Here is a 21,775-nt window from a genome sequence, read left to right as displayed (position 1 = left end):
CAGCTTATAAGCTGACGTTTTTTTATGTTATTGCGAGTGGGAGGAAGAAATGAATTTAAAAAATAAATAATCATGAATTGGAATCGCCGCTCCAATTCCTTGAGAAGTAATATTTTTCACAACAAGTCTTTTTTGATTTCCCTTTAATACAAGATACACTTCTCCAAATGTTACTTTTCCCTTTTCATTTACTGCTGGTGTATAAGCGTATAAATATCCGAGTTGACTCGGACTAATATTATACACACGCTCATGTCCAGTACCATAACCAATAGTTGTTTTAAACGAAAGGGGCAATTGTACTTTTTCAAGCGCTTTGAGAAGCATCATTTTTTTCACATCTGTAGCATCTTTCATATCTGCTGTTAAATCGCCTTCAACCGTCTTTTGTGTTTCTTGCTTATAGCGAAGTGGATATAAACGGTCTCCTCCGCGATTATCATACACATTTCGATTCACTTGTTTATATTCCCAATTAATCGATGTGTCTACTGATTCATAATGTAAAGCCCATTGACCTAAATAAATTTTTGCCCGGTACCCTACTGCAAGCGGCGCATTTGAAATTGTCGTTTCATTAAACATCCGAATTAAGTCTGGATTTTCAATTTTAATATTAGCTGTTTTCAATAGTTCTTGAGCAAACTTACTTGGCTGTAAACGTGGCAAATCTTGCGCATCATTTGGAAATGTATTGTCTTTTGAAATATTTAAAACAGATGAAGGCATTTTTGTTCCTACTGTTGTCTTTGCAAAACTCATGTTAGGAAATAATAAAATAAACGAGACCATAGTTGAAAGACATATGCTGTATACTCGTTTCACCTGTCTGGCTCCTTCCTATGTAAAGGTATATATACTACTTTGTTTATTGTTTTCTCTGAGCACAATTGTTATGCCTATTTTTCATAATAAATAAAAACCAATTCCCATAATGACATACGCCGCTAGTAAAGTGCCGCCTTCAAACCAGTTTGTATCTCCATCATTTGAAATCGCAATCGTTAAGAAAACGGCTGTAATCATAGATACAAGTTCTGGTATGGTAAATACTAAAGGCATCCTCTGCGCGAAGAACATAGATAGCAATACTAGTACAGGAGCAACAAACATGGCGATTTGTAATGTAGAACCTATTGCAATTTCGACTGCAATATTTACTTTATTTTTATAAGCCATAATAATTGCAGATGCATGTTCCGCTGCATTTCCAACAATTGCAACGATAATAACCCCTATAAATAATTCTGACCAACCAAATGATTTTGCAACAGTTTCAAAAGTATGCACGAGCGCCTCTGATACATAAGCTACCGCCAGTGTTGCTATCGCTAAAATAAGGAGTGCCTTCCCTTTCGACCACTCTGGCTCTTCTTCATGCGCTACTTCGTCACTTTTATGTTGATATACACCACGGTGCGTAACTAACTTAAATAGTAATGCAGCAATGTACATGATAATCATAATAATAGAAACACCTATACTTAATTGATACGTCTTGCCAACGTCCATCTTCATTGAAAAGATCTCTGGAATAACAAAGGCCACGACAACAGCAAATATTAATAAAGCTGAATTATGCCTTGCATCGTAAACATTAAAGCTTTGCCTTTTATATTTAAGTCCACCTACAAAGAAGGATAGTCCTCCTACTAATAATAAATTTCCAAGTACAGAACCCGTTAAAGAAGCTAACACCACTTCAATTAACCCTGCTTGAAGTGCAAAAATTGAAATGATAAGTTCAACAGCATTACCGAAAGTAGCATTTAATAATCCGCCTATTCTAGGACCAGATACAATTGCTAAACTCTCTGTTGCTCTCCCCATAAAACCAGCTAACGCGATAATCGTAATACAATACACAGCGAACATAATTGTTTCTGGCCAATGAAGTGTTTTTCCAAGTACAGATAGTGGTACACCTATAAGTGCTACTATAAGAAATATTTTATTAAACATGCTTTTCACCCTTCCATCGTATGTATTTCTCCACAATATTATTATTATTCTTCTCCTAACTTGTCCGATTTCATCACAATTACGTTTAAAAAATCATCTTGATGAAAAGAGTATGAAAGATACTTCATTCTTATTTTGACGAAGAAAACTACAAAGTATGAAAAGAGGCTAAAAGCATGCATTTAAAAGAAAAAATTGAAACTATTATATGCGGTCAACGAACTGGTGTATTATCTACTGTACGTGAAAATAAACCTCATAGTGCCTTTATGATGTTTTTCCACGAAGATTTTGTGTTATATATTGCAACAGATCGGAAATCAAAAAAAATAACAGATATTGAAAACAATCCTAATGTCCATGTATTACTCGGACGAGAAGGAAAAAAATTAGATGAAGATTATATTGAAGTTGAAGGGTTCGCTTCAATCGAGGAAGACTCGACATTAAAAAACAAGTTTTGGAATAATAGCTTAAAACGTTGGTTACTCGGTCCTGAAGACCCTAATTACGTATTGATAAAAATCAATCCCGACACAATTTATTACATCGATGGTGCCGGTACGACGGAGCCTGAGTTTTTACGACTATAAAATAAAACAAGCCCCCCCCCTTAGGTGGGCTTGTTTTGTCGAAAAGTTCTTTTGAAAAAAACAATAAAATAGGTGGAACTTTCTAAAGATTCTGTTATATAATAGCAGTAACTTAAATAAACTGTATTAAAACAGATTGAGAGGAGAAATAAAATTGATGAAGAGAGAAGAACGCAAAAACATGATTGAGTTTATTGAAAAGAAAAAAGGGATTGAGCGTGATGAATTACTGTTTATGACAGACGATGAAGTAGAACATATTTATAATGTAACGTACTTTTTATATGAGGAAATTGCAGAGTAGTATAATAATCCCCACCTTATTAAAAATATAAGGTGGGGATTATTTCGTTATTTAGCCCACTATTTGCGGGCAGTCAAACTCCCACCTTAAAATTCAGGTGGAACAAGAAGTTAAGTTGAAGTCGTGCTTCCTATAAACCTCAATTGCTTCAACTTTATACATGAGAATCATTTTCATGTATAATACTGTAAGATTGGAGGAATTTTACTATGAGTTCGTGGCTCTTATTTGCACTATTATCAGCAATTGCTGCTGCCCTTGTATCGATTTTTGGAAAGTTTGGTTTAGACGGAATCGATGCAAACGTTGCAACAACAATTCGATCTATTATTATGGCATTATTTATGATAGGCGTTATTATCATACAAGGTAAATTTCAAAATATCGGCGACGTACTGCTAAATAAAAAAGCACTGCTATTTATCACATTAAGTGGGATTGCAGGTGCTTCGTCATGGCTATTTTATTTTCTTGCCCTCAAAACAGGAAAGGTTTCACAAGTAGCTCCTGTCGATAAATTAAGCGTCGTATTTTCTATCATTCTCGCTATGATTATACTCGGTGAAAAGTTAAACTTTATGACCGGCGTTGGTGTAGTCTTTATTACAGCTGGTGTATTATTTATTGCTTTCAGCTAAAAAAACCGCTATTAGCGGTTTTTCTTTTTCTTTATATAAAACCATACAACACATGTAACAACTGCTGAAATTAATAAAATCCATATTCCATAATGATGTAAACTATACTCAACGAAGCGCCACTTCTCGCCTAACTTCCAGCCAAGCCCAATAAAAACACTTATCCAAATGAGCGCACCACCGTAAGCGTACAAACAAAAACGCCAAAGTGTCAAATTTGATACTCCAGCAAAATATGCTGTTAAATGACGTACTCCCGGTATAAAATAACCAATCATTAAAAGAAATGGCCCATATTTTTCAAATAAAATATGGGTTTTTTCAATGTGATGTTCTTTAATTCTAATTTTCGGCCCATATTTCTTTAAAACAGGGAGCCCAAGTTTTAAACCTAATATGTAGCTTAACGTGATCCCTAACATCGCACCAGCCATCCCACTTAAAAAAGCAGCAGTTCCTGACATAACTCCTTTTGAAACATTATAACCAACAAAGGTCAATAAAAACTCGTCTGGTATCGGTAATCCGACAATCCCACCAGCCAAAGCTATAACAATTCCAAAATAGCCATAATGCGCGATTAACTCGCCAATATGTTGTTCCATTCGGAAGACACATCCTATGCACGATCGTTATTCCACATTGTACCCTTTCTATCTTTAAGGCAAACATGGTATACATATTCACTATACATTGTTTTTATAATGAACTCTACTTCTATTCTTTCCTTTAACAGAGATAAAGTGAAACTTTAATCAGTGGGAGTTTTGTAATTATTAACCTATGCCAATCTTGCTTCTACAGACATCCCGACTCCCACATAACTCACTTACATTCACTAATTTTGAGATTAGATTCTTACTGCCTGCAAATGTCCTGATAAAAAATAAAAATTCATATGCGTGTTTTTTTGTTACAATAAAGGAAAGTTACTTTTCGCAACGGTTTAATTCTCAAGAAAAATGATATATCTAGCAAAAACATAGTTTGGTCTATATAATCCAACTTCTACCTATTAAAAGAACATGAACCCTTTTACATACAACATCATTTTTCTAAATTATACAGGGGGGAACGAACATGACCATTGAAAATCAATTTATTCAAAAAGTTTACTATAAAACATTTTTAACAGAAGAAACTTCTACTCCTGCATCGGAAGTACTCGGTGAAGCATATATAAATGAATCTAAAAATGAATTCTCCAACATTTCTAATATTCGATTTGCTCAAGGTGAATTTTATTATCAAAATAAAGATTTTGAAGCAGCTATATTTAAATGGGAAAAAGTTAATAATACTCTTGCACTTTGGGCAACAAAAAATATTGCAGATGCTTATTTTGAACTAGGATTCCTACCAAAGGCAGAAGAAATTTATCAATCTATTCAAACAGAAGATACAACTCTTACGATGGAAGTTTCATTACAACTTCTTTCTCTTTATATCGAACAAGATCGTTTAGGACTTGCTTTTAAGACGATTAGTGAAGCTGTTGCATTCCAACCGGATTACCCAAATATTACTGCAATTGCACGTTCTTTCTATGAAAAACAAGAAGATTGGAACAACGCTATCGAACTAGCTGTTCAAGAAGGTATTCGAACACAATCTTTACACTGGTTTGATACATTAATAAATTACATAAACAAAGGATTTACTAAAAATATTAAGCCTGAATATTTCTATGAGTCTTTAAAAGCTCTATATGCTGTTGATCAAGCTCAATTTAAAGAACTTGTTATTGCTCTTTGGAATAGCTACCAACATGAATCCTTATACCTTCCTTGGATTCAAAGTATTAATCATTTATTCTTGCATATTGAAACAGACAATAATGACGATTGGAATGAAATTTCTACTCGCTATCAAGAAACATACTTTGCATTAATTACCGGAAATCATTTTATGCATGAATTAAACGGACTTGTACCAAATCTATTAACAAATTGGTTCAGTTTAACGAAAGCAAAAGATTCTCTAGTTGTCTCTGCAGCAGTATTAGCATGGAATGAAGTCTCACCTACAACCTTAGAATCATTACTCGTAAAAAGTGCTGGATCCTTACTTTCTAATACATCAGCTGAAGCAGATGTAAATATGGAAATAGTTTCTCATTTATTCGAAACAATCGCTGTATGGGCTGAGAAAAATGATGTAGATTTAAGTCATCAATTTACGCTACTCGTCCATGAACTATGTGATTTAAATGTCACACCACTACTAATAGCTGGAACTAGTGACCATGATAAAACATCATTTGTTAATTCAATATTAGGAGAGAACATCTTAACTGAAACTTTAACAACTCCTATTCTATTTAAAGACGCTAGTCAAACTGAAATAACAGAATTTACCGAGTTAGATATCAGAAATATCTCTAACCTTGATGAATTCCATCAAATAGCGGCTACATCTGCTCAGTCAGAACTTGAGAAAAAATGTATAGAAATTAAGCTACCAAGTAGATTTTTAAGAAAAAATAAGTTTACATTTCTTATTACACCATCCATTCAAGGACAATTGGATAAAAACAATGCATACTTTGAATACTTACAAGCAGCAGATAGCCTTGTTTACGTATTAAATTCTTCTTCACCATTGCATAGTGAAGAAATTGATACGTTAATTTATTTACGTGAACAAGTACCAAACTTACAAATTCACTTCGTATTATACACAAATAATACGACTACTAATGAAAAACTAATTAGTAAACTTAAAGTACATTTTCCAGATGCACAATTCTTCCCATACTCTCCTTCGCAAGAGAGTAGTCAGCAACTTGGAGATGTAACAGAATCTATTCTCTCTAATCTTGCAAAACGCGATATAGAAAAAGAACGTATAGAAAAGCTAATATGGTTTACGCAAAAGACAATTGCTTATCTCATAAATGAACGTGTGGAATTAGAAAATACATTAGTAAAATCCGTACGCTGGAATAAACACATCTCAGTGAAACTTACTGGATTTATTAATAACCTTACTGCTCTTGAAAAAGATAAAATTCGCTCTATTACCGAATCCTATCTTTTAACGAAAGAAGAAATTACACGAGATATACATTCTCAAATTCCTGAATTATTACAGAGCTGCTCTGATCTTGTTCAAGAAGATAGTGATTTCAAACTAGTTCATGAAGAATTAAATGCTGCAATGAATGAACGAGTTCAAAAGCATGTGCAACAGGTACTTCTTCCTAAATTTACTGGGTCTATTCAAGAATGGATTGAAACGGCACATAATGAATTTATTCAAGCTCAAGCTTATTTAGATGAAATGAGTGAAACGTTTAATAAATTATATAAAGAAGAACGTATGAAACTTCCTTGCGATTTCAAATTATTAGATGATTGGAATCGAGATGTTGCACGAATGACAAATCGAATTACAGTAACGAACATCAATATTTTATTACGCTTTACACCGACACAGTTTTTCTTAAAAAGTGCCGGAAAATTATTTGGTAATATGCAAAAAAACCAATCTATGCTCGCCAACAAATATAAACAATATATTGAAACAGAAGACTATACAGAAATTGCTCACACAATTTCAAAACAATTCTTCCTTCAATTTGAAGTATTTGAAGGTGCATTAGAACGTGATATCATGATGTTCTTCAAAGATCCACTTAACATATTGAAACAAAATGTAGATGCAGCTCAACTTGAGATACAGGAAGACGAGCAAACATTAGCAACGCTAAGAAGCAATCCAGAAACATATCATGATCCTTTGGCGTTATTTAAACTACAATTGCTACAACATAAATTCGTTTTAAGTACTACAAAGAAACATGAAGATATGTTTGTATCTAACGAATCTCCTACTGTTTAACAAAAAAACCAAGCAAACTAAAATTTGCTTGGTTTTTTACTTTATTATTTTCATATGTTCAAACGGATAATAAATGCCTGCTAACTTTCCTAACACATCTTCTCTATCAATAAAACCTAAACCATTTCTACTATCTTTACTTATTAAGCGATTATCTCCCATAACAAAAATCTTATTTTTAGGAACTGTAATCGGTCCAAAGTCCTCTGTTAAATTCATAAGTTTTTTTTCTGCTTGTTTTTTATTACTATCCAAATACTCTTCATCTTTCACTTCAGAATTTACATATAATTGATCATTTCTCATCTCAATTATATCTCCAGATAATCCAATCACTCTTTTGACATAAAAATTATCTGTTTTCACAACAATAATATCTTCTCTCCCATAGCTTTCAAATTGTTTTGCTAACTTATTAACAATTACCTTATCTCCATCTTGCAACGTTGGCCTCATAGATGCTCCTTTTACAGTCGTAGGGAAAAACACAAAAATTTTCGCCAAAAACACCAATAAACATGCAATTGCAATAGTTCCAAAGAATTCACGCCAACGTTTTTTCTTTTGCATCATTTCACCATCTCATCATCTTTTTATTTTTATTATAAATAATACAACCGATATTTTTCTACAAAATTCTGAATTATAAAATTATAATATTAGAAATTCCAAATGGTAATACTGATCAAATTAAACAAGCAAAAAAGATACTCTCAAAATAGTCTATTCACTATTTTGAGAGTATCTTTTTATAATCCCACATATACAATACACATTTGAGCAGCTACATATGTAAACCAAATCCAAAGTGGCTCATACTTCAATTTACGCCCTCCGATATCTGTCACGCCAATAATAAAATCAGAAATCACAAACAGTAAACCACCAAACGCTGGTATCCACCATATTCCTGTATTTTCATAATATAAGGCGAATGCAAAGCAAGCCATTCCTCCAACCCACAATCCGTAAATTAGAGCTCCTATCGTAAACAATTTATCCTGTTTATCATTTCGGATAAAGAAGAACCATCCTACAATTAGAAAGAGCCCATATACGAGTAAGCCAATCCAAAAACCATTCCACGAAATTCCTGTTTGCAAAAATGCTTTTACATAAAAACAATGAGCAAGAGCGAAAGTAACCATCCCACCAATTAATCGATGACCAATTGGAATCAGCCCAGCCATAAACAAATCTCCCACAGTCGATAAAGTCATACCAAGTGCAACCCACGTACTATACTCTACAGATGGATCTTGTAACCATATCCAAATTGCACTACCTGTTAAAGAAAAACTAAGAATAAGACGAATTGCTAAAGGTAACGGCATATTATCTTTCGTTCTTTTTGTCTGCTGCATTGCATAAATTGCACCAATTAAAAAAAGAAGTATTTGCCCAATTAACACCACGTAAAGTAGATTCATAATATGTTCTCCTCAATAAATGCTTTTTGTATCTTTTTTCGTTACACTTAGTCTATTATCCTTTTTCTATAAAAAAAGAAGAACAGTACTGTTCTTCCATTGTAATCGCTTTTCTGCTTTCTATGCTACTTGTTTTTCTTGCTCTATTTTTTGCTTAGCTGGCGTCCGATTTACCACAATAATTCCCGCGGCTACACATGCTAAACCGAGTAACACAAATGAATGAATTGCTTCACCTAAAATCATGCTCGATAATAACACACCAAATACGGGTATAAAGAACATATACATAGATACTTTTCCAACCTTGTTGTACTTCATAATTGTATTCCAAATACAAAAACCAGCTGCAGATAAGAAAGATAAATAAATCAGCATAAGTAGTGCATGTAGACTAAATGTAAATGGCATTACTCCAACTTGTAAAGCCCCTATACATAATAATCCTATAGAACCAAACATCATTTGGTATGCTGTCATATAGCCAACATCTAACGTTTTACTACCTTCTTTCGCTAATATGTTTCCATATGAATACAGCATTGCTGCACTAAGAAGTAATAAGCTTCCGATTCCAAAATGAAATGATAAGCTACCATCACTCGGCACATTTACTAAAACGACGCCACAAAAGCCAATCGATACGCCAATTATTTTTCTCATATTGAGGGCATCATCTTTATATAAAAAATGGGCGAGTAAAATTTGAAAGAATGATGATGTCCCTGAAATGATAGCTCCTTCAATTCCCGAACTATAACTCATTCCAATATAAAAACAGATATATTGAAGAAACGTTTGGAATAAACCAATTTGTATTAACTGTTTCCCCGTTCCTTTTTTGAAGCTCATATCTTTTCCTAACACTTTAAAGAATAATAAGAGCATGACTCCAGATAAAAAGAAACGATAACCGGCAAATAATATTTGCTCTCCAACTTCTTGTGGTTGAATTCCAAGTTCAACATAACTTAATTTAATAAAAGGAAATGCGCTTCCCCATAAAAAAGTTGCTACTATTGCAGCAATAAATACGCCAATCGGATGGGTAAAAAATTTCTCTGTCTTCACTTGTTGTCTTCCTTTCCGACCTTTTTATGAACAATATTCATATATACCAAAGGAATTGCGAAAACACAAGTTTTCCGTTTATACTTGAAACAAAACCATACCATCTCATAAAAACATATGATATACTATAGAATAATTACAACATAAGAACGATTAAAAACAGATTCAACAGAAATGCTGCTATCCATTATGGATGGCAGCTTTCGTCGTTTTATAGGGGTTTCGATTTTGATTATTTTTCTCAATAAGAATTCGGAAGGAGCGAGTAGTAATGAACTCAGAAGTAAAAACGTTACACGCAAAAGAAACAATTTCTCATCCCTCTTTATGGGACACATTAAAAAAACATTATGAACTTGTATTTGCAGTAGCATCTGGTATTTTTATTTTAGCTGGCTGGCTATTCACAAAGAACGATGCAATAAATGTAGGTATTACTTGCTATATCCTTGCTTATATAGTTGGTGGATATGCAAAAGCTAAAGAAGGCATTGAAGATACGATTGAAGAAAAAGAGCTAAATGTTGAAATGCTAATGCTCTTTGCAGCTATCGGTGCTGCAATTATTGGCTACTGGGCAGAAGGGGCTATTTTAATCTTCATCTTTGCACTCAGCGGTGCTATGGAATCTTATACGTTAAGTAAGAGCCAAAAAGAAATTTCCGCTCTTCTTGACTTACAGCCTGAAGAAGCATTACGTATTTCCACTGGAACTGAGGAACGTGTTCCTGTTGGAGAGTTACAAATTAACGACATTATTTTAATTAAACCCGGTGAACGTGTTCCTGCTGACGGTACGATTCATAACGGTGAAACAAATATCGATGAGGCAGCAATCACAGGAGAACCTATTCCAAATGAGAAAAGACATGGCGATGAAGTATTTGCCGGTACTGTAAATTTACGTGGTGCTATCGAAGTTAAAATTACGAAGCCGAGCGATCAAACATTATTCCAAAAGATTATCCGTCTCGTCCAAAGTGCACAAAGTGAAAAATCACCATCACAACTATTCATTGAAAAGTTTGAAGGAACATACGTAAAAGGTGTACTACTCGTTGTTGCGCTTATGATGTTCGTTCCTCATTTCTTACTTGACTGGAGCTGGAATGAAACGTTTTATCGCGCTATGATCTTACTTGTAGTCGCATCTCCTTGTGCGCTCGTAGCTGCCATTACACCAGCTACGTTATCAGCCATTTCTAACGGAGCGAGAAACGGTATTCTCTTTAAAGGCGGTATACATTTAGAACGCCTTGCTTCTGTGAAAGCAATCGCGTTTGATAAAACAGGAACATTAACAGAAGGTAAACCTACCGTAACAGATGTATATGTTCGAGAAAATATAACAGAAAAAGAAGTACTTTATATTACAGCATCAATTGAAAGTCACTCTACACATCCTTTAGCTGAATCCATTGTTAAATATGCACAACATGCGTACGACATTACTTTAAAAAAACCAGAAAAGGTTGAAGATGTAACTGGTTTTGGTCTAAAAGGAATATTGGAAAACAACGCTTATAAAATAGGTAAAGCTGATTTTATCGGTGAAGAAACAAAGACATTTCATAATGGTATTTCTGCCTCACTTGAAAAAGAAGGTAAAACTGTCGTTTATATTAGTGATGAGGGAGGCATTCTTGGACTTATCGCTTTAAAAGATACGCTTCGCCAAGAAACAATAGCTGCTATTCGTGATTTACAAAGCATTGGTGTCGAAGCAATTATGATTACTGGAGATAATGAAGAAACGGCAAAAGCAATTGCCTCTGAAAGTAATATAAAGGAATATTACGCATCATGCTTACCAGAAACAAAAGTTGAAACGATTAAAAAGTTAAAAGAAAAATACAGTACAGTAGCAATGGTCGGAGACGGTATAAATGATGCACCTGCACTAGCTACTGCTAGCATTGGTGTCGCAATGGGCGAAGGAACAGATGTAGCTTTAGAAACTGCAGATGTTGTACTGATGAAGAACGAACTATCTCGCCTTTCCCAAGCAATTCGTTTATCAAAACGAATGAACCGTATTGTGAAGCAAAACGTAATCTTTTCGCTAGCCGTTATTGCCATGCTAATTTGTTCAAACTTCTTGCAATTTTTAGCTCTTCCATTCGGTGTTATTGGCCATGAAGGAAGTACGATTCTTGTCATTTTGAATGGCTTACGATTACTAAAAGGAAGCAAATAAAACGGGTCCCTCATAGAGGACCCGTTTTTTTTAGTGATAGCTATTATGACCGTTCGCACTGCTACTCGTTTTATGCTTTGGATGCGAACTGCTCTTTTGTTTATTATTACTTTTATTATTATGGTTCTTTTTATTATTACTCATGAAATATCCCCCCTGTTCCTTTTTATTATGGAACAAGAACTCATTATTCATTACGGGAATTATTGTCACCGGTTCTATAATGGTGGAGTAAACCATTAATTTCACCGCCAAGTAAAATTACCCATCCAGTTAAATAAAACCATAACATTAAAATAATGATACCACCGAGACCACCATATGTATTGGCGTAATTCGCAAACTTATCTACATAATAAGCAAATGAGTAAGACACCACAATCCATCCTACAGTAGCAAATAACGCCCCTGAAATAACTTCTCTTCTTTTTAACTTTCGATCTGGTGCAAATGTATATAAGAAACTAAACAAAGCAAATAGTACGAAGAAACTCGCTACTAATCGTGTAATGCTCCATACGAAAGAAAAACTATCTGATAAACCGAGTGCTTTAAACACTGCTGCTCCAATAACTTGTCCGAATACCGGAACAATTAACGCAAAGACAATCATAAAAATAATAGCTAATGTAAACACAATTGATAACGCTCTTGTTGTAATAAAAGAACGTGTTTCCTTTACGTCATAAGCGCGGTTAAAAGCATTCATAACCGCATTAACACCATTTGAGGCAAACCATAACATGGATAATAAACCAAATGATAATAAACCACCATTTTGCTGGTTTACAACTTTATCTACATTTACCTCAATTAAGTTCATTGCATCATCTGGTACATAAACCTCTAATAAACTAAGCACATCCTCTGTTTGAATGGGAATAAATCCAAGAAGCGTAATTAAGAAAACGAGCCCAGGAAAAATTGCAAGCAAGAAGAAATAAGCGAGCTGTGCTGCCAAGCCCGCTACATCATCGCGCATCGTCCGGTCATATAAATCTTTACCAAACGAATAAGTACGATTTCTTCTCACCTTTTCTAAAATTTTTCTCATATATGTTTAAACGCTTTTCTTCTCTTCTTTATCTTGCTTTAACTCAATGTACGCTTCAGTTTTTTTTTCCACTGCATTTGAGTCTTTTATAAATAATTCACGCGCTTCTTTCATACCACCATCTTCAGCAACTACTGGCTCTTCTTCTGCTTTCAGCTCATCTACCTTTGGAGATACAGCTTGAATTTCAATCGTTTCTGGCTTTTCTTCTGGCTCAACTTTTTTCTTACTAAAAATTTCTTTCGTTTCTTTTAACGTCTCTACAACAGATGGCGTTAATTTTTTAATTTCTGCTACTTTCGCTTTTACCACATTGAAATCAGCAAGTTCGCGTCCTTTATCTGTAACAGTTTGCACTTTTTCTTTGATCTTTGCATTTTCACCAATTTCAATCATCTTTGTTTTTGCTTTTTCTGCTGTATTTTTTACTTTTTCACGGTTTTCTTTCTTTAACATGGATACAGCTACACCTGCCGCTACACCAATCGCAATGTTTCGAGCAATATTATTTTTCTTTGCCATATTCCTTCACCCTTTCATTTCTTATGTTAGAAAGTATTTCTTTCTAAGCTTCCTCATATTCCTTGTTCATTTCGAATGAAAGCTAATAGCTTTGCACACCCTTCTGTTACAAGGTCATATACTTCTTGGAAATTCCCTGTATAGTAAGGGTCAGGAACGTCTGTCCAGCCACCGTCTGGAACAAAATCGGACAGCCTACCAATATAGCCTCCAGTTTTACCTAAACTTTTTAAATCTGCTATATTCTTGTTGTCCATGGCAATAATATAATCAAACTTTGTTAAGTCTTCTTTTTCTACTTGCCTTGCTTTAATTCCTTCAAAAGTGACTGCATTTTCTTTTAAAATTTTTTGTGTTCCTTTATGTGGCGGATGGCCAACATGCCAATCTCCAGTTCCTGCAGAATCAATGACAATTTTCTCTTCAAGTCCCTCTTTTACGACAAGATTTCGAAAAATCGCTTCTGCCATCGGAGAACGGCAAATGTTCCCAAGACAAACAAACAATACTTGAACCATGTTTTTGTTTCTTCCCTTCTTGGTGCATTTCTTCATATATACTTATAGTATAAACAACCAATTATGAAATATAAAGGAAATCCCTACTAATTTAATAGGATTGAAAAGATCCATTAACGAAAATGATAAAAAATGTTAAGATAGCCTTATGTTATTTTAAAGGGGGACACTTCGGTGGATTTATCCGTAAAGTCAGAAGAAAACGTTGAATACATGGTCGAAGCTATTAAAGAAAAATTACGTATGGTTAATGCTGGAGCGATGAGAGCTGCTAGTTTTAACGAAGAAATGTACGAAGATTTACGTGACATTTATGATCATGTTATGAAACGTGAAACATTCAGCATTAGTGAAATGCAAGCTATTACAGAAGAATTAGGTACATTAATTAAAAAGTAAAAAAGCCTCTCTTATATGAGGCTCTTTTTTATTTCCAACAAATTCATGACAACTCTTCTCTTTCCCTCAACCAACTGTAAAATATTGTACAATAGAAGTAGAACCTCACCTTAGATTTTTTCTCCATACATACTACTCACAAATAATAGCAACACTACCATTGCTAACTGTTTTTACTGGAGGTGCTTACTTATGAGCAATTGGTACAGTAAGACGAAAGATCAAACATTGATTGACCTAGAAACAAACGAACAACACGGTTTAACAGATGAGATTGTAAGTGAACGTTTAAAGCAATACGGTTCTAATGAATTAGCTACAAAACAAAAACGCACTTTATGGCAGCGTATTTTCGCCCAAATTAATGACGTCCTCGTATATGTTCTTATTATTGCTGCCCTTATTTCTGCCTTTGTAGGTGAATGGGCGGATGCCAGTATTATCGCGCTTGTTGTAGTTTTAAATGCTGTTATCGGTGTTGTCCAAGAATCGAAAGCAGAACAAGCTTTAGAGGCATTGAAAAAGATGGCAACACCTAAAGCTATCGTCAAGAGAAATGGTGAACTAAAAGAAATTCCATCTGAGCACGTCGTTCCAGGGGATATCGTTATGCTCGACGCCGGACGATATATCCCATGCGATTTACGCCTTATTGAAACCGCAAATTTAAAAGTTGAAGAATCTGCTCTAACTGGTGAATCTGTCCCTGTTGATAAAGATGCAATCTACCACCCTTCCATGCAAAGTGATGAGCAAGTACCACTCGGCGATCAAAAAAACATGGCATTTATGTCCACTCTTGTAACATACGGAAGAGGCGTCGGTGTTGCTGTTGAAACTGGAATGAACTCACAAATTGGTAAGATTGCTACCCTTTTACATGAAGCAGACGATGATATGACACCACTTCAAAAAAGCTTAGCACAAGTCGGAAAATATTTAGGCTTTGTCGCTGTAGCTATTTGTATCGCTATGTTCCTCATCGGTTTTTTACAAGGCCGGGATACGTTAGAAATGTTTATGACTGCTATTAGTTTAGCCGTTGCAGCTATTCCAGAAGGCTTGCCAGCTATCGTTTCCATCGTTCTTGCAATTGGTGTGCAACGTATGATTAAACAAAACGTTATCATTCGGAAACTACCAGCTGTTGAAGCCCTCGGTTCTGTCACAATTATTTGTTCAGATAAAACAGGTACGTTAACGCAAAATAAAATGACCGTTACTCACTTTTATAGTGATAACACATACGATCGCTTAGAAAGTTTAAATGTAAATAATGATACGCAACGTCTATTGTTAGAAAATATGGTGCTATGTAATGATGCTTCTTACACTAACGAATCACAAACGGGAGACCCGACTGAAATTGCACTTCTCGTTGCTGGAACCACTTTTAACATGCAAAAAGATCATTTAGAAAAAATACATGAACGTGTTAACGAAGTACCTTTCGATTCAGATCGTAAAATGATGTCAACCGTACATACATACGATGAAGGCTACTATAGCATGACGAAAGGCGCTATTGATAAGCTCTTACCTCGATGTACCCATATTTTTAAAAACGGCAAAATCGAGATTTTAACTGATTCTGATAAAAATCAAATATTAGAAGCTGCCGGAGCAATGTCTCAAGAAGCTTTAAGAGTACTTTCATTCGCATTTAAACAATACAATTCAAACGATGTGGATATAAATCATCTTGAAGAAAATCTTATCTTTATTGGTCTTGTCGGTATGATTGATCCACCACGAACTGAAGTGAAAGATTCAATTACAGAATGTAAAAAAGCCGGTATTCGCACAGTTATGATTACTGGTGACCATAAAGATACCGCCTTTGCAATTGCCAAAGAACTTGGCATTGCTGAAGAAATATCGGAAATTATGATTGGAACTGAATTAGATAACATTTCTGATACAGAACTAGCTAGCAAAATTAATCATTTAAATGTATTCGCTAGAGTCTCTCCAGAGCATAAAGTGAAAATTGTAAAGGCATTACGCGCGAAAGGAAATATCGTTTCTATGACTGGTGATGGCGTCAATGATGCACCATCTTTAAAGCAAGCCGATGTCGGCGTAGCGATGGGCATTACAGGAACAGACGTTGCAAAAGGGGCAGCGGATGTTGTGTTAACAGATGATAATTTTTCATCTATCGTGAAAGCTGTTGAAGAAGGTAGAAATATTTATCGCAACATAAAAAAATCAATTCTCTTCCTACTCTCTTGTAACTTCGGAGAAATTATCGCTTTATTTTTAGCAATTTTACTCGGCTGGGCAACACCACTACGACCTATTCATATTTTATGGGTGAATTTAATTACAGATACACTGCCTGCATTATCACTTGGGGTTGATCCTGAAGATCCAGATGTGATGAAGGAAAAACCACGACATGCAAAAGAAAGCTTATTTAGTGGCAGCGTTCCTTTCCTAATTTTCAATGGAGTTATCATTGGACTTTTAACGCTAATAGCTTTTATCGCCGGAGCAAAATTCTATACTGGAGATACAAATTTATTCCCTCTTTTCCCAGAGCGAATTGATGACGATGCTCTATTACACGCTCAAACGATGGCATTTGTCGTCCTTAGTTTTTCTCAGCTCGTTCATTCATTTAACTTGCGTTCAAGAACGAAATCAATTTTTTCAATTGGGATCTTTACAAATAAATATTTAGTTTTCTCCCTTCTTATCGGTGTTCTTATGCAAGTTTGTATCATCTCCATCCCGCCCCTTGCAAATATATTCGGTGTACATGCATTAACGATGCGAGATTGGGGATTTGTTCTCTTATTGAGTATCATTCCACTTATTGTGAATGAGATTATTAAATTAGTGAAGAGAAACTAAAAGGCAATGAGGAATATTCCTCATTGCCTTTTCATTTATCCTTGTAATTCTTTTTTGATATTCTCCGTTAATGTAGCCATACGCTTGCGGCTTTCTTCACGCTCACGTTTATTTTGTTCTTCAATTTGTTGTGTTTCTTGCATACCTCTTGAAATAATGTTCCAAGTTTCCTCAAGCGTTTCCATCTTAATACTAGAAGAACCTGATATTCTCGCTACTTCTACACTTTGCGTTGCGATATTTTGTGCATTTTTCTTAAGTAATTCATTTGTACGGCGATCAAGTTCAGCCATAGAATCTGCAACAAGCTTTTGACGTTTCGCATTTACTGCTTGAATAATACCATTTTTAAAGATAGGAATCGTTGTAATAAATGCTGTATTGATTTTACCAATTAATTTATTATTACCACGTTGAATCATGCGAATTTGCGGCGCTGTAAGTAGCGCAACCATACGCGCTTTTTCTAAATCATCAATACGTTGCTCTAAAATTTCAACCGAGTTTTTAAGCGACTCTAATTCAATACCTGCTAATTGATCATTATTACGCACGCGCTCTTCATACATCGGAACTAATTCTGTATTTAAACGCTCTAATAGCATTTCTCCTGCTACTACGTACTTCTCTAAGTCTAAATAATATTTTAAGTTTTGCTCATACAAGCCATCTAACGTTCCAATTGATTTTTTCATCTCATCTTGGTACTTCGTAATTTCCACATAAACCTTATCAATTTCGCGGCCCATCGTTTGATATTTACTAAAGATTTGTTCTATCATTTTATCCGCTTTTTTGAACATGCGCGAGAAGAAACCACTTTTTTCTTCTGCAAAGTCTTTACTATCAAATCTGTCCATAATTTTACCAAGTTGCTTTAACAATTCACCAGAATCTTCTATCTTTGATAATGACATTGTATGTAAAATTTGATCAGCAAAACGTGAAATTTCCATAGAAGGTTCTTTTCCAAGTTCAATTAATTCCAATTGATCTTTAATATCTACTGCGTTATAAATACGTTGCACATCTGCATCTTGTCTAAGTTGCAAGCGAACATCTTGTGCGGTTTGCTCATTCAATTCAGTTTTCGAATCTAGTACGACTGGGTTATTCATATGGTATTCTCCCTTTCCTTATAAAAATGGACGAAATAGTCCTTTTATTGTTTGTGATAAATTTTTATAGGCTGATGAACCATGAAACTCAAGATCGAAATTAACTTCTTCAAGCCAATGGGAATCAAATGCTCCCGCTTCAACATATGGTTCAATATCGTTTCTGCCCGTGGGATTGAAATGGAATACATCTACTCCAATTTGATTTAAAAATAGTAATAAAACAGCGTCAGAACGAGTTAATTCTCCGCTCTTCTCATTATTAAATATAACAATTTTCGGTACATCTTGTGAATAATCAAATTTCTCAAGCTGTTCTAAAATATTGGGTGGTATTTGAGAAAGTTGTGCGAAAACATATAGCGCTACATCTTGTTTCGTCTCTTTCGCAATTGGTTTGCACATTTCACTTTCGCACGTATGGATAATCGCCTCTGCAATCCCATGTTGTAAACCTTCCGGTAAACGCTTATGCGGCCACCAATGGCTATTCATAATTAGATCAGGATGTAATTTTCCAGCTCGGTCCAATGCATCTCGATAATGATATTGGAAGTTTGCTTTTTGCTCTTTCGTAAACGGGAATGTATTAATTAATAAACTGTTATCAAATGATGTAACAGCCTTTAATCGTTGAAAATATTCTTTATCATTCTTTGAAACGCCTGATATTTTCGCAAATAAAGAAGGAATATAAATATGTTTATTTTCAACAAAGAATGTTGGACGTACAAATGCCTTTTCTTTCGTAATTAAAAAGAGTTCATCATATGTCGTTTTTAACGTACGTGCTACAGGTGTATACGAACGGAATTGCCACGGTTTATATAATAGTGAATTATCGTGGTGAAGTACTTGTTCAATTTCTTTCGAAGCTTGATACGCTACTGTTGCAACACGCTCGCGGCGGCGATCAGGGAATGGTTCAAGAGAAATGCGACCCGGATGGGACACAATAAAAGTTCTTCCCTCTTCATCAATATTTTCAAATCCATCTTTTCCTTCGGGGTGATAATAAAGCACATCACAACCGAGCATAATAAGAAAATATAAGAAATATATACGGCTTTCCTGTGCATCACCATACCAAACGATACGTGGCATCTGTTTCTTATAATTAATCGTAGAGAACCACTTCGCTACGTAATTTTCGCTTAGTTTAATTATGTCGATTAAGAAACGACGGAAGCCTTCTGTCTTTAACGACTGATTATGTTGTTTCTCATATAATTTCAATACTGCAATAAACGTCGTATGTATGTAATGCTGTAAATCAGGGTTGTCTACTTTCGGTAAAAGTTGTTTCCCAGATAAGTGTGCAACTAACCTATTTACTGTCAGACCATTTGGTGCTTCTTGATGTAATCCGAACACTTCTTGAATATGACGAAGCTTTTCTGAATCAATCACTTTGTTTAAATTTTGTTCGTGTAAAACTTCGATTCCTTTCGCTTCACTATAATCAAACAGTTCATTAAAATATTCATCTACATCATTAGGAACGCCTAGGATTCGACATGCTATATAACTAAATTTCATCTCATTCTCTGTCAGCTCATATTGTGGGCGTTTTTCTAAAAGCGCTTCAAATTGCTTTAAATCTGATTCATCTTTTAATGCATATGGTTGAAGTGTAAAACGTGAAAACACAACAGTTCACCTCCAAAAACATTTACGTTTTTTCTAAGTCCTTCTTCTATTATAAACTATTTTTGGTTATAAAAAATGGGCGCTCGCAAAACGAGCAAACCCATTTCAATTATTTATTGTTTTCTTTAGTAGCTGCTACTTCTTCTTTAGCTTGTCCAGAATTCTTCATGTAGTGAAGTATAAATGTTGCTCCAAATGCTACAACTAAAATAATGAAGAACACTGTATGGCTTATTTCAATATGAATAACAGACAATAACATTTTTGCTGCAATAATTAAAATTAAAATATATGCTGTCGTTTCAAGTTCTGGAATACGCTCTAACAATTTTAAGAATACACCAGCGATACCACGCATCATTAAAATACCTAGCATTCCGCCTAATAGTAAAATCCAAACTTCATTAGATACACCAAATGCAGCAAGTACACTATCTACAGAGAATGCGATATCCATTAATTCAACCATCGCAACTGTTCCCCAGAAGACACCGAACATTCTGAAGAGAATACTATTTTGGTTCATACCATGAGATTCCTCTTCTTCTGCATTACCTTTTCTTTTATCAATGAAGTATTTAACTGAAAGCCACGCTAAGTAAAGTGCACCTAACACTTTTACCCATGCTAATTTAATTAAGAACATCCCGATTCCAATCGCAATAAAGCGGAACACATAAGCTCCAATAAGTCCATAGAATAACGCTTTTTTACGTTTTTCTTCCGGAAGGTGTTTTACCATTACCGCTAACACAAGTGCGTTATCAGCAGATAACAACCCTTCAAGTACAACAAGTGTACCTATTAATCCCCAAGATACTGGATCTTGCAACACTTTAATCCACATGTCCAAGTCGAAAAACTGAGCATACGTATCAAGGATTCCTTGCAAAATACTCATCTTACCTTTATCCCCTATTCTTTGCTAGATTTATAGAAAGGTCAAAAAAAGGAAACGAATATCGTTTCCTTTCTATGCATCCAAGCCATACGCTCTTACAAGCGCACCTAAACCACCTTGGAATCCACTTCCTACTGCATTAAACTTCCACTGTCCATTATGACGGTATAATTCACAAAAGACAACTGCTGTTTCGATGGAGAAATCTTCCCCTAAATCAAAACGAAGAACTTCTTCATTCGTCTCTTCATTCGCTAAACGAACAAACGCATTTCCAACTTGCCCAAAGTTTTGACTACGGCCTTCTGCATCATAAATCGTAACTGTAATAGCAATTTTATGAACATCTGCTGGAACCTTCTTCAAATCTACAACAAGTTGCTCATCGTCGCCTTCGCCTTCGCCTGTACGGTTATCTCCTGTATGTAAAACAGATCCACAAGGAGACTGTAAATTATTATAGAAAATAAAATCAGTTTCCTTCGTACATTTTCCGTTTGCATCTAATAAAAAGGCAGATGCATCTAAATCGAAATCTGATCCACCGTCATAAGATTTAATATCCCATCCAAGACCAATTACTGCTTTTGTTAAACCAGGGCTTGTCTTACCTAAATCGATTTTCTGTCCTTTTTGTAATTGAATAACCATCTATATTCACCTCTATATTTTTATCTTTAAAAATATATCCATCGGTATACACGCATTTCACCGAT

At 34.8% G+C, this 21,775-nt stretch carries 20 protein-coding genes; 7 read left to right on the top strand and 13 right to left on the bottom strand.

All coding sequences use genetic code 11. The annotated features are described in order from the left end of the window. Positions 1 to 27: 27 nt before the first annotated feature. Together OXT04_RS18050 and cax are read right to left on the bottom strand one after the other, a co-directional pair. Positions 28 to 825: a YfkD famly protein gene (locus tag OXT04_RS18050; protein WP_267416478.1), complete on the bottom strand. Its 798-nt coding sequence runs from the start codon at positions 823 to 825 to the stop codon at positions 28 to 30. An 81-nt stretch (positions 826 to 906) separates the two neighbouring features. After that, positions 907 to 1,962, bottom strand: a complete 1,056-nt coding sequence (gene cax, locus OXT04_RS18045) for a calcium/proton exchanger (RefSeq protein WP_000482136.1) — start codon at positions 1,960 to 1,962, stop codon at positions 907 to 909. Between the two features lie 176 nt (positions 1,963 to 2,138). Between cax and OXT04_RS18040 the strand changes: the two genes are divergently transcribed. The 3 genes from OXT04_RS18040 (at position 2,139) to OXT04_RS18030 (ending at position 3,497) form a co-directional block, all read left to right on the top strand. Next, the gene (locus OXT04_RS18040) at positions 2,139 to 2,555 is read left to right on the top strand and encodes a pyridoxamine 5'-phosphate oxidase family protein (protein ID WP_267416474.1); all 417 of its coding nucleotides are present in this window, start codon (positions 2,139 to 2,141) and stop codon (positions 2,553 to 2,555) included. A 157-nt stretch (positions 2,556 to 2,712) separates the two neighbouring features. Then, entirely contained in the window at positions 2,713 to 2,859 is a 147-nt protein-coding gene (locus tag OXT04_RS18035; protein WP_000817786.1) for a BH0509 family protein, read from the top strand. A 209-nt stretch (positions 2,860 to 3,068) separates the two neighbouring features. Continuing rightward, positions 3,069 to 3,497, top strand: a complete 429-nt coding sequence (locus tag OXT04_RS18030; protein WP_000100295.1) for an EamA family transporter — start codon at positions 3,069 to 3,071, stop codon at positions 3,495 to 3,497. Between the two features lie 11 nt (positions 3,498 to 3,508). Here OXT04_RS18030 and OXT04_RS18025 read toward each other — a convergent pair whose 3' ends face one another. After that, positions 3,509 to 4,102 carry a DedA family protein gene (locus OXT04_RS18025; protein ID WP_000434876.1) on the bottom strand — a complete coding sequence of 198 codons (594 nt, stop codon included), beginning with the start codon at positions 4,100 to 4,102 and terminating at the stop codon, positions 3,509 to 3,511. Positions 4,103 to 4,577: 475 nt separating this feature from the next. Between OXT04_RS18025 and OXT04_RS18020 the strand changes: the two genes are divergently transcribed. Continuing rightward, a complete protein-coding gene (locus OXT04_RS18020; RefSeq protein ID WP_098570374.1) occupies positions 4,578 to 7,340 on the top strand; it encodes a tetratricopeptide repeat protein in 2,763 nt (920 codons plus the stop codon). A 36-nt stretch (positions 7,341 to 7,376) separates the two neighbouring features. On the opposite strand, the gene lepB is transcribed toward OXT04_RS18020, so the two are convergent. The 3 genes from lepB to OXT04_RS18005 form a co-directional block, all read right to left on the bottom strand. Next, positions 7,377 to 7,913: a signal peptidase I gene (gene lepB, locus OXT04_RS18015; RefSeq protein WP_000983310.1), complete on the bottom strand. Its 537-nt coding sequence runs from the start codon at positions 7,911 to 7,913 to the stop codon at positions 7,377 to 7,379. Positions 7,914 to 8,089: 176 nt separating this feature from the next. Next, positions 8,090 to 8,770: a lysoplasmalogenase gene (locus tag OXT04_RS18010; protein WP_097821952.1), complete on the bottom strand. Its 681-nt coding sequence runs from the start codon at positions 8,768 to 8,770 to the stop codon at positions 8,090 to 8,092. Positions 8,771 to 8,890: 120 nt separating this feature from the next. Further along, the gene (locus OXT04_RS18005) at positions 8,891 to 9,841 is read right to left on the bottom strand and encodes a DMT family transporter (protein WP_000845707.1); all 951 of its coding nucleotides are present in this window, start codon (positions 9,839 to 9,841) and stop codon (positions 8,891 to 8,893) included. A 271-nt stretch (positions 9,842 to 10,112) separates the two neighbouring features. On the opposite strand from OXT04_RS18005, the gene OXT04_RS18000 reads away from it, so the two are divergent. Continuing rightward, positions 10,113 to 12,038, top strand: a complete 1,926-nt coding sequence (locus OXT04_RS18000) for a heavy metal translocating P-type ATPase (RefSeq protein WP_267416462.1) — start codon at positions 10,113 to 10,115, stop codon at positions 12,036 to 12,038. 187 nt (positions 12,039 to 12,225) lie between these two features. Here the strand turns inward: OXT04_RS18000 and OXT04_RS17995 are convergent, their stop codons facing one another. The 3 genes from OXT04_RS17995 to OXT04_RS17985 are packed head-to-tail and all read right to left on the bottom strand — an operon-like array spanning position 12,226 to position 14,132. Further along, complete coding sequence (locus tag OXT04_RS17995; protein WP_001226536.1) at positions 12,226 to 13,092, bottom strand: YihY/virulence factor BrkB family protein; 867 nt, start codon at positions 13,090 to 13,092, stop codon at positions 12,226 to 12,228. 6 nt (positions 13,093 to 13,098) lie between these two features. After that, positions 13,099 to 13,614, bottom strand: coding sequence for a DUF4075 domain-containing protein (locus OXT04_RS17990; protein ID WP_001085387.1), 516 nt, complete (start codon positions 13,612 to 13,614; stop codon positions 13,099 to 13,101). 53 nt (positions 13,615 to 13,667) lie between these two features. Continuing rightward, on the bottom strand, positions 13,668 to 14,132 hold the full coding sequence (locus OXT04_RS17985; RefSeq protein WP_000250916.1) for a low molecular weight protein-tyrosine-phosphatase: 465 nt from the start codon (positions 14,130 to 14,132) through the stop codon (positions 13,668 to 13,670). Between the two features lie 174 nt (positions 14,133 to 14,306). Between OXT04_RS17985 and OXT04_RS17980 the strand changes: the two genes are divergently transcribed. Together OXT04_RS17980 and OXT04_RS17975 are read left to right on the top strand one after the other, a co-directional pair. Beyond that, positions 14,307 to 14,531, top strand: a complete 225-nt coding sequence (locus tag OXT04_RS17980) for a DUF1128 domain-containing protein (protein WP_000366196.1) — start codon at positions 14,307 to 14,309, stop codon at positions 14,529 to 14,531. A 192-nt stretch (positions 14,532 to 14,723) separates the two neighbouring features. Continuing rightward, on the top strand, positions 14,724 to 17,390 hold the full coding sequence (locus OXT04_RS17975; protein ID WP_098236002.1) for a cation-translocating P-type ATPase: 2,667 nt from the start codon (positions 14,724 to 14,726) through the stop codon (positions 17,388 to 17,390). Between the two features lie 35 nt (positions 17,391 to 17,425). On the opposite strand, the gene OXT04_RS17970 is transcribed toward OXT04_RS17975, so the two are convergent. The 4 genes from OXT04_RS17970 to OXT04_RS17955 all read right to left on the bottom strand — a co-directional run bounded on the left by OXT04_RS17970 (position 17,426) and on the right by OXT04_RS17955 (position 21,710). Then, positions 17,426 to 18,508, bottom strand: coding sequence for a toxic anion resistance protein (locus OXT04_RS17970; protein WP_098236004.1), 1,083 nt, complete (start codon positions 18,506 to 18,508; stop codon positions 17,426 to 17,428). A gap of 18 nt (positions 18,509 to 18,526) precedes the next feature. Beyond that, positions 18,527 to 20,158, bottom strand: coding sequence for a YceG family protein (locus OXT04_RS17965; RefSeq protein WP_000492846.1), 1,632 nt, complete (start codon positions 20,156 to 20,158; stop codon positions 18,527 to 18,529). A 109-nt stretch (positions 20,159 to 20,267) separates the two neighbouring features. After that, the gene (locus OXT04_RS17960; protein ID WP_098236005.1) at positions 20,268 to 21,059 is read right to left on the bottom strand and encodes a TerC family protein; all 792 of its coding nucleotides are present in this window, start codon (positions 21,057 to 21,059) and stop codon (positions 20,268 to 20,270) included. A 72-nt stretch (positions 21,060 to 21,131) separates the two neighbouring features. Then, positions 21,132 to 21,710 carry a TerD family protein gene (locus OXT04_RS17955; RefSeq protein WP_000236649.1) on the bottom strand — a complete coding sequence of 193 codons (579 nt, stop codon included), beginning with the start codon at positions 21,708 to 21,710 and terminating at the stop codon, positions 21,132 to 21,134. Positions 21,711 to 21,775: the final 65 nt, after the last annotated feature.

Origin of the sequence: Bacillus sp. GC_Bacil_1 (assembly GCF_026540675.1) — a bacterium.
GTDB lineage: Bacteria > Bacillota > Bacilli > Bacillales > Bacillaceae_G > Bacillus_A > Bacillus_A cereus.
This window is presented reverse-complemented; position numbering and strand designations above follow the sequence as displayed.

Bases quoted from the DNA above. Each gene is read 5' to 3' on its own strand.
- cax (WP_000482136.1), bottom strand. From the start codon at position 1,962: ATGTTTAATAAAATATTTCTTATAGTAGCACTTATAGGTGTACCACTA.
- OXT04_RS18040 (WP_267416474.1), top strand. From the start codon at position 2,139: ATGCATTTAAAAGAAAAAATTGAAACTATTATATGCGGTCAACGAACT.
- OXT04_RS18035 (WP_000817786.1), top strand. From the start codon at position 2,713: ATGAAGAGAGAAGAACGCAAAAACATGATTGAGTTTATTGAAAAGAAA.
- OXT04_RS18030 (WP_000100295.1), top strand. From the start codon at position 3,069: ATGAGTTCGTGGCTCTTATTTGCACTATTATCAGCAATTGCTGCTGCC.
- OXT04_RS18025 (WP_000434876.1), bottom strand. From the start codon at position 4,102: ATGGAACAACATATTGGCGAGTTAATCGCGCATTATGGCTATTTTGGA.
- OXT04_RS18020 (WP_098570374.1), top strand. From the start codon at position 4,578: ATGACCATTGAAAATCAATTTATTCAAAAAGTTTACTATAAAACATTT.
- lepB (WP_000983310.1), bottom strand. From the start codon at position 7,913: ATGATGCAAAAGAAAAAACGTTGGCGTGAATTCTTTGGAACTATTGCA.
- OXT04_RS18010 (WP_097821952.1), bottom strand. From the start codon at position 8,770: ATGAATCTACTTTACGTGGTGTTAATTGGGCAAATACTTCTTTTTTTA.
- OXT04_RS18000 (WP_267416462.1), top strand. From the start codon at position 10,113: ATGAACTCAGAAGTAAAAACGTTACACGCAAAAGAAACAATTTCTCAT.
- OXT04_RS17995 (WP_001226536.1), bottom strand. From the start codon at position 13,092: ATGAGAAAAATTTTAGAAAAGGTGAGAAGAAATCGTACTTATTCGTTT.
- OXT04_RS17990 (WP_001085387.1), bottom strand. From the start codon at position 13,614: ATGGCAAAGAAAAATAATATTGCTCGAAACATTGCGATTGGTGTAGCG.
- OXT04_RS17985 (WP_000250916.1), bottom strand. From the start codon at position 14,132: ATGGTTCAAGTATTGTTTGTTTGTCTTGGGAACATTTGCCGTTCTCCG.
- OXT04_RS17975 (WP_098236002.1), top strand. From the start codon at position 14,724: ATGAGCAATTGGTACAGTAAGACGAAAGATCAAACATTGATTGACCTA.
- OXT04_RS17970 (WP_098236004.1), bottom strand. From the start codon at position 18,508: ATGAATAACCCAGTCGTACTAGATTCGAAAACTGAATTGAATGAGCAA.
- OXT04_RS17960 (WP_098236005.1), bottom strand. From the start codon at position 21,059: ATGAGTATTTTGCAAGGAATCCTTGATACGTATGCTCAGTTTTTCGAC.
- OXT04_RS17955 (WP_000236649.1), bottom strand. From the start codon at position 21,710: ATGGTTATTCAATTACAAAAAGGACAGAAAATCGATTTAGGTAAGACA.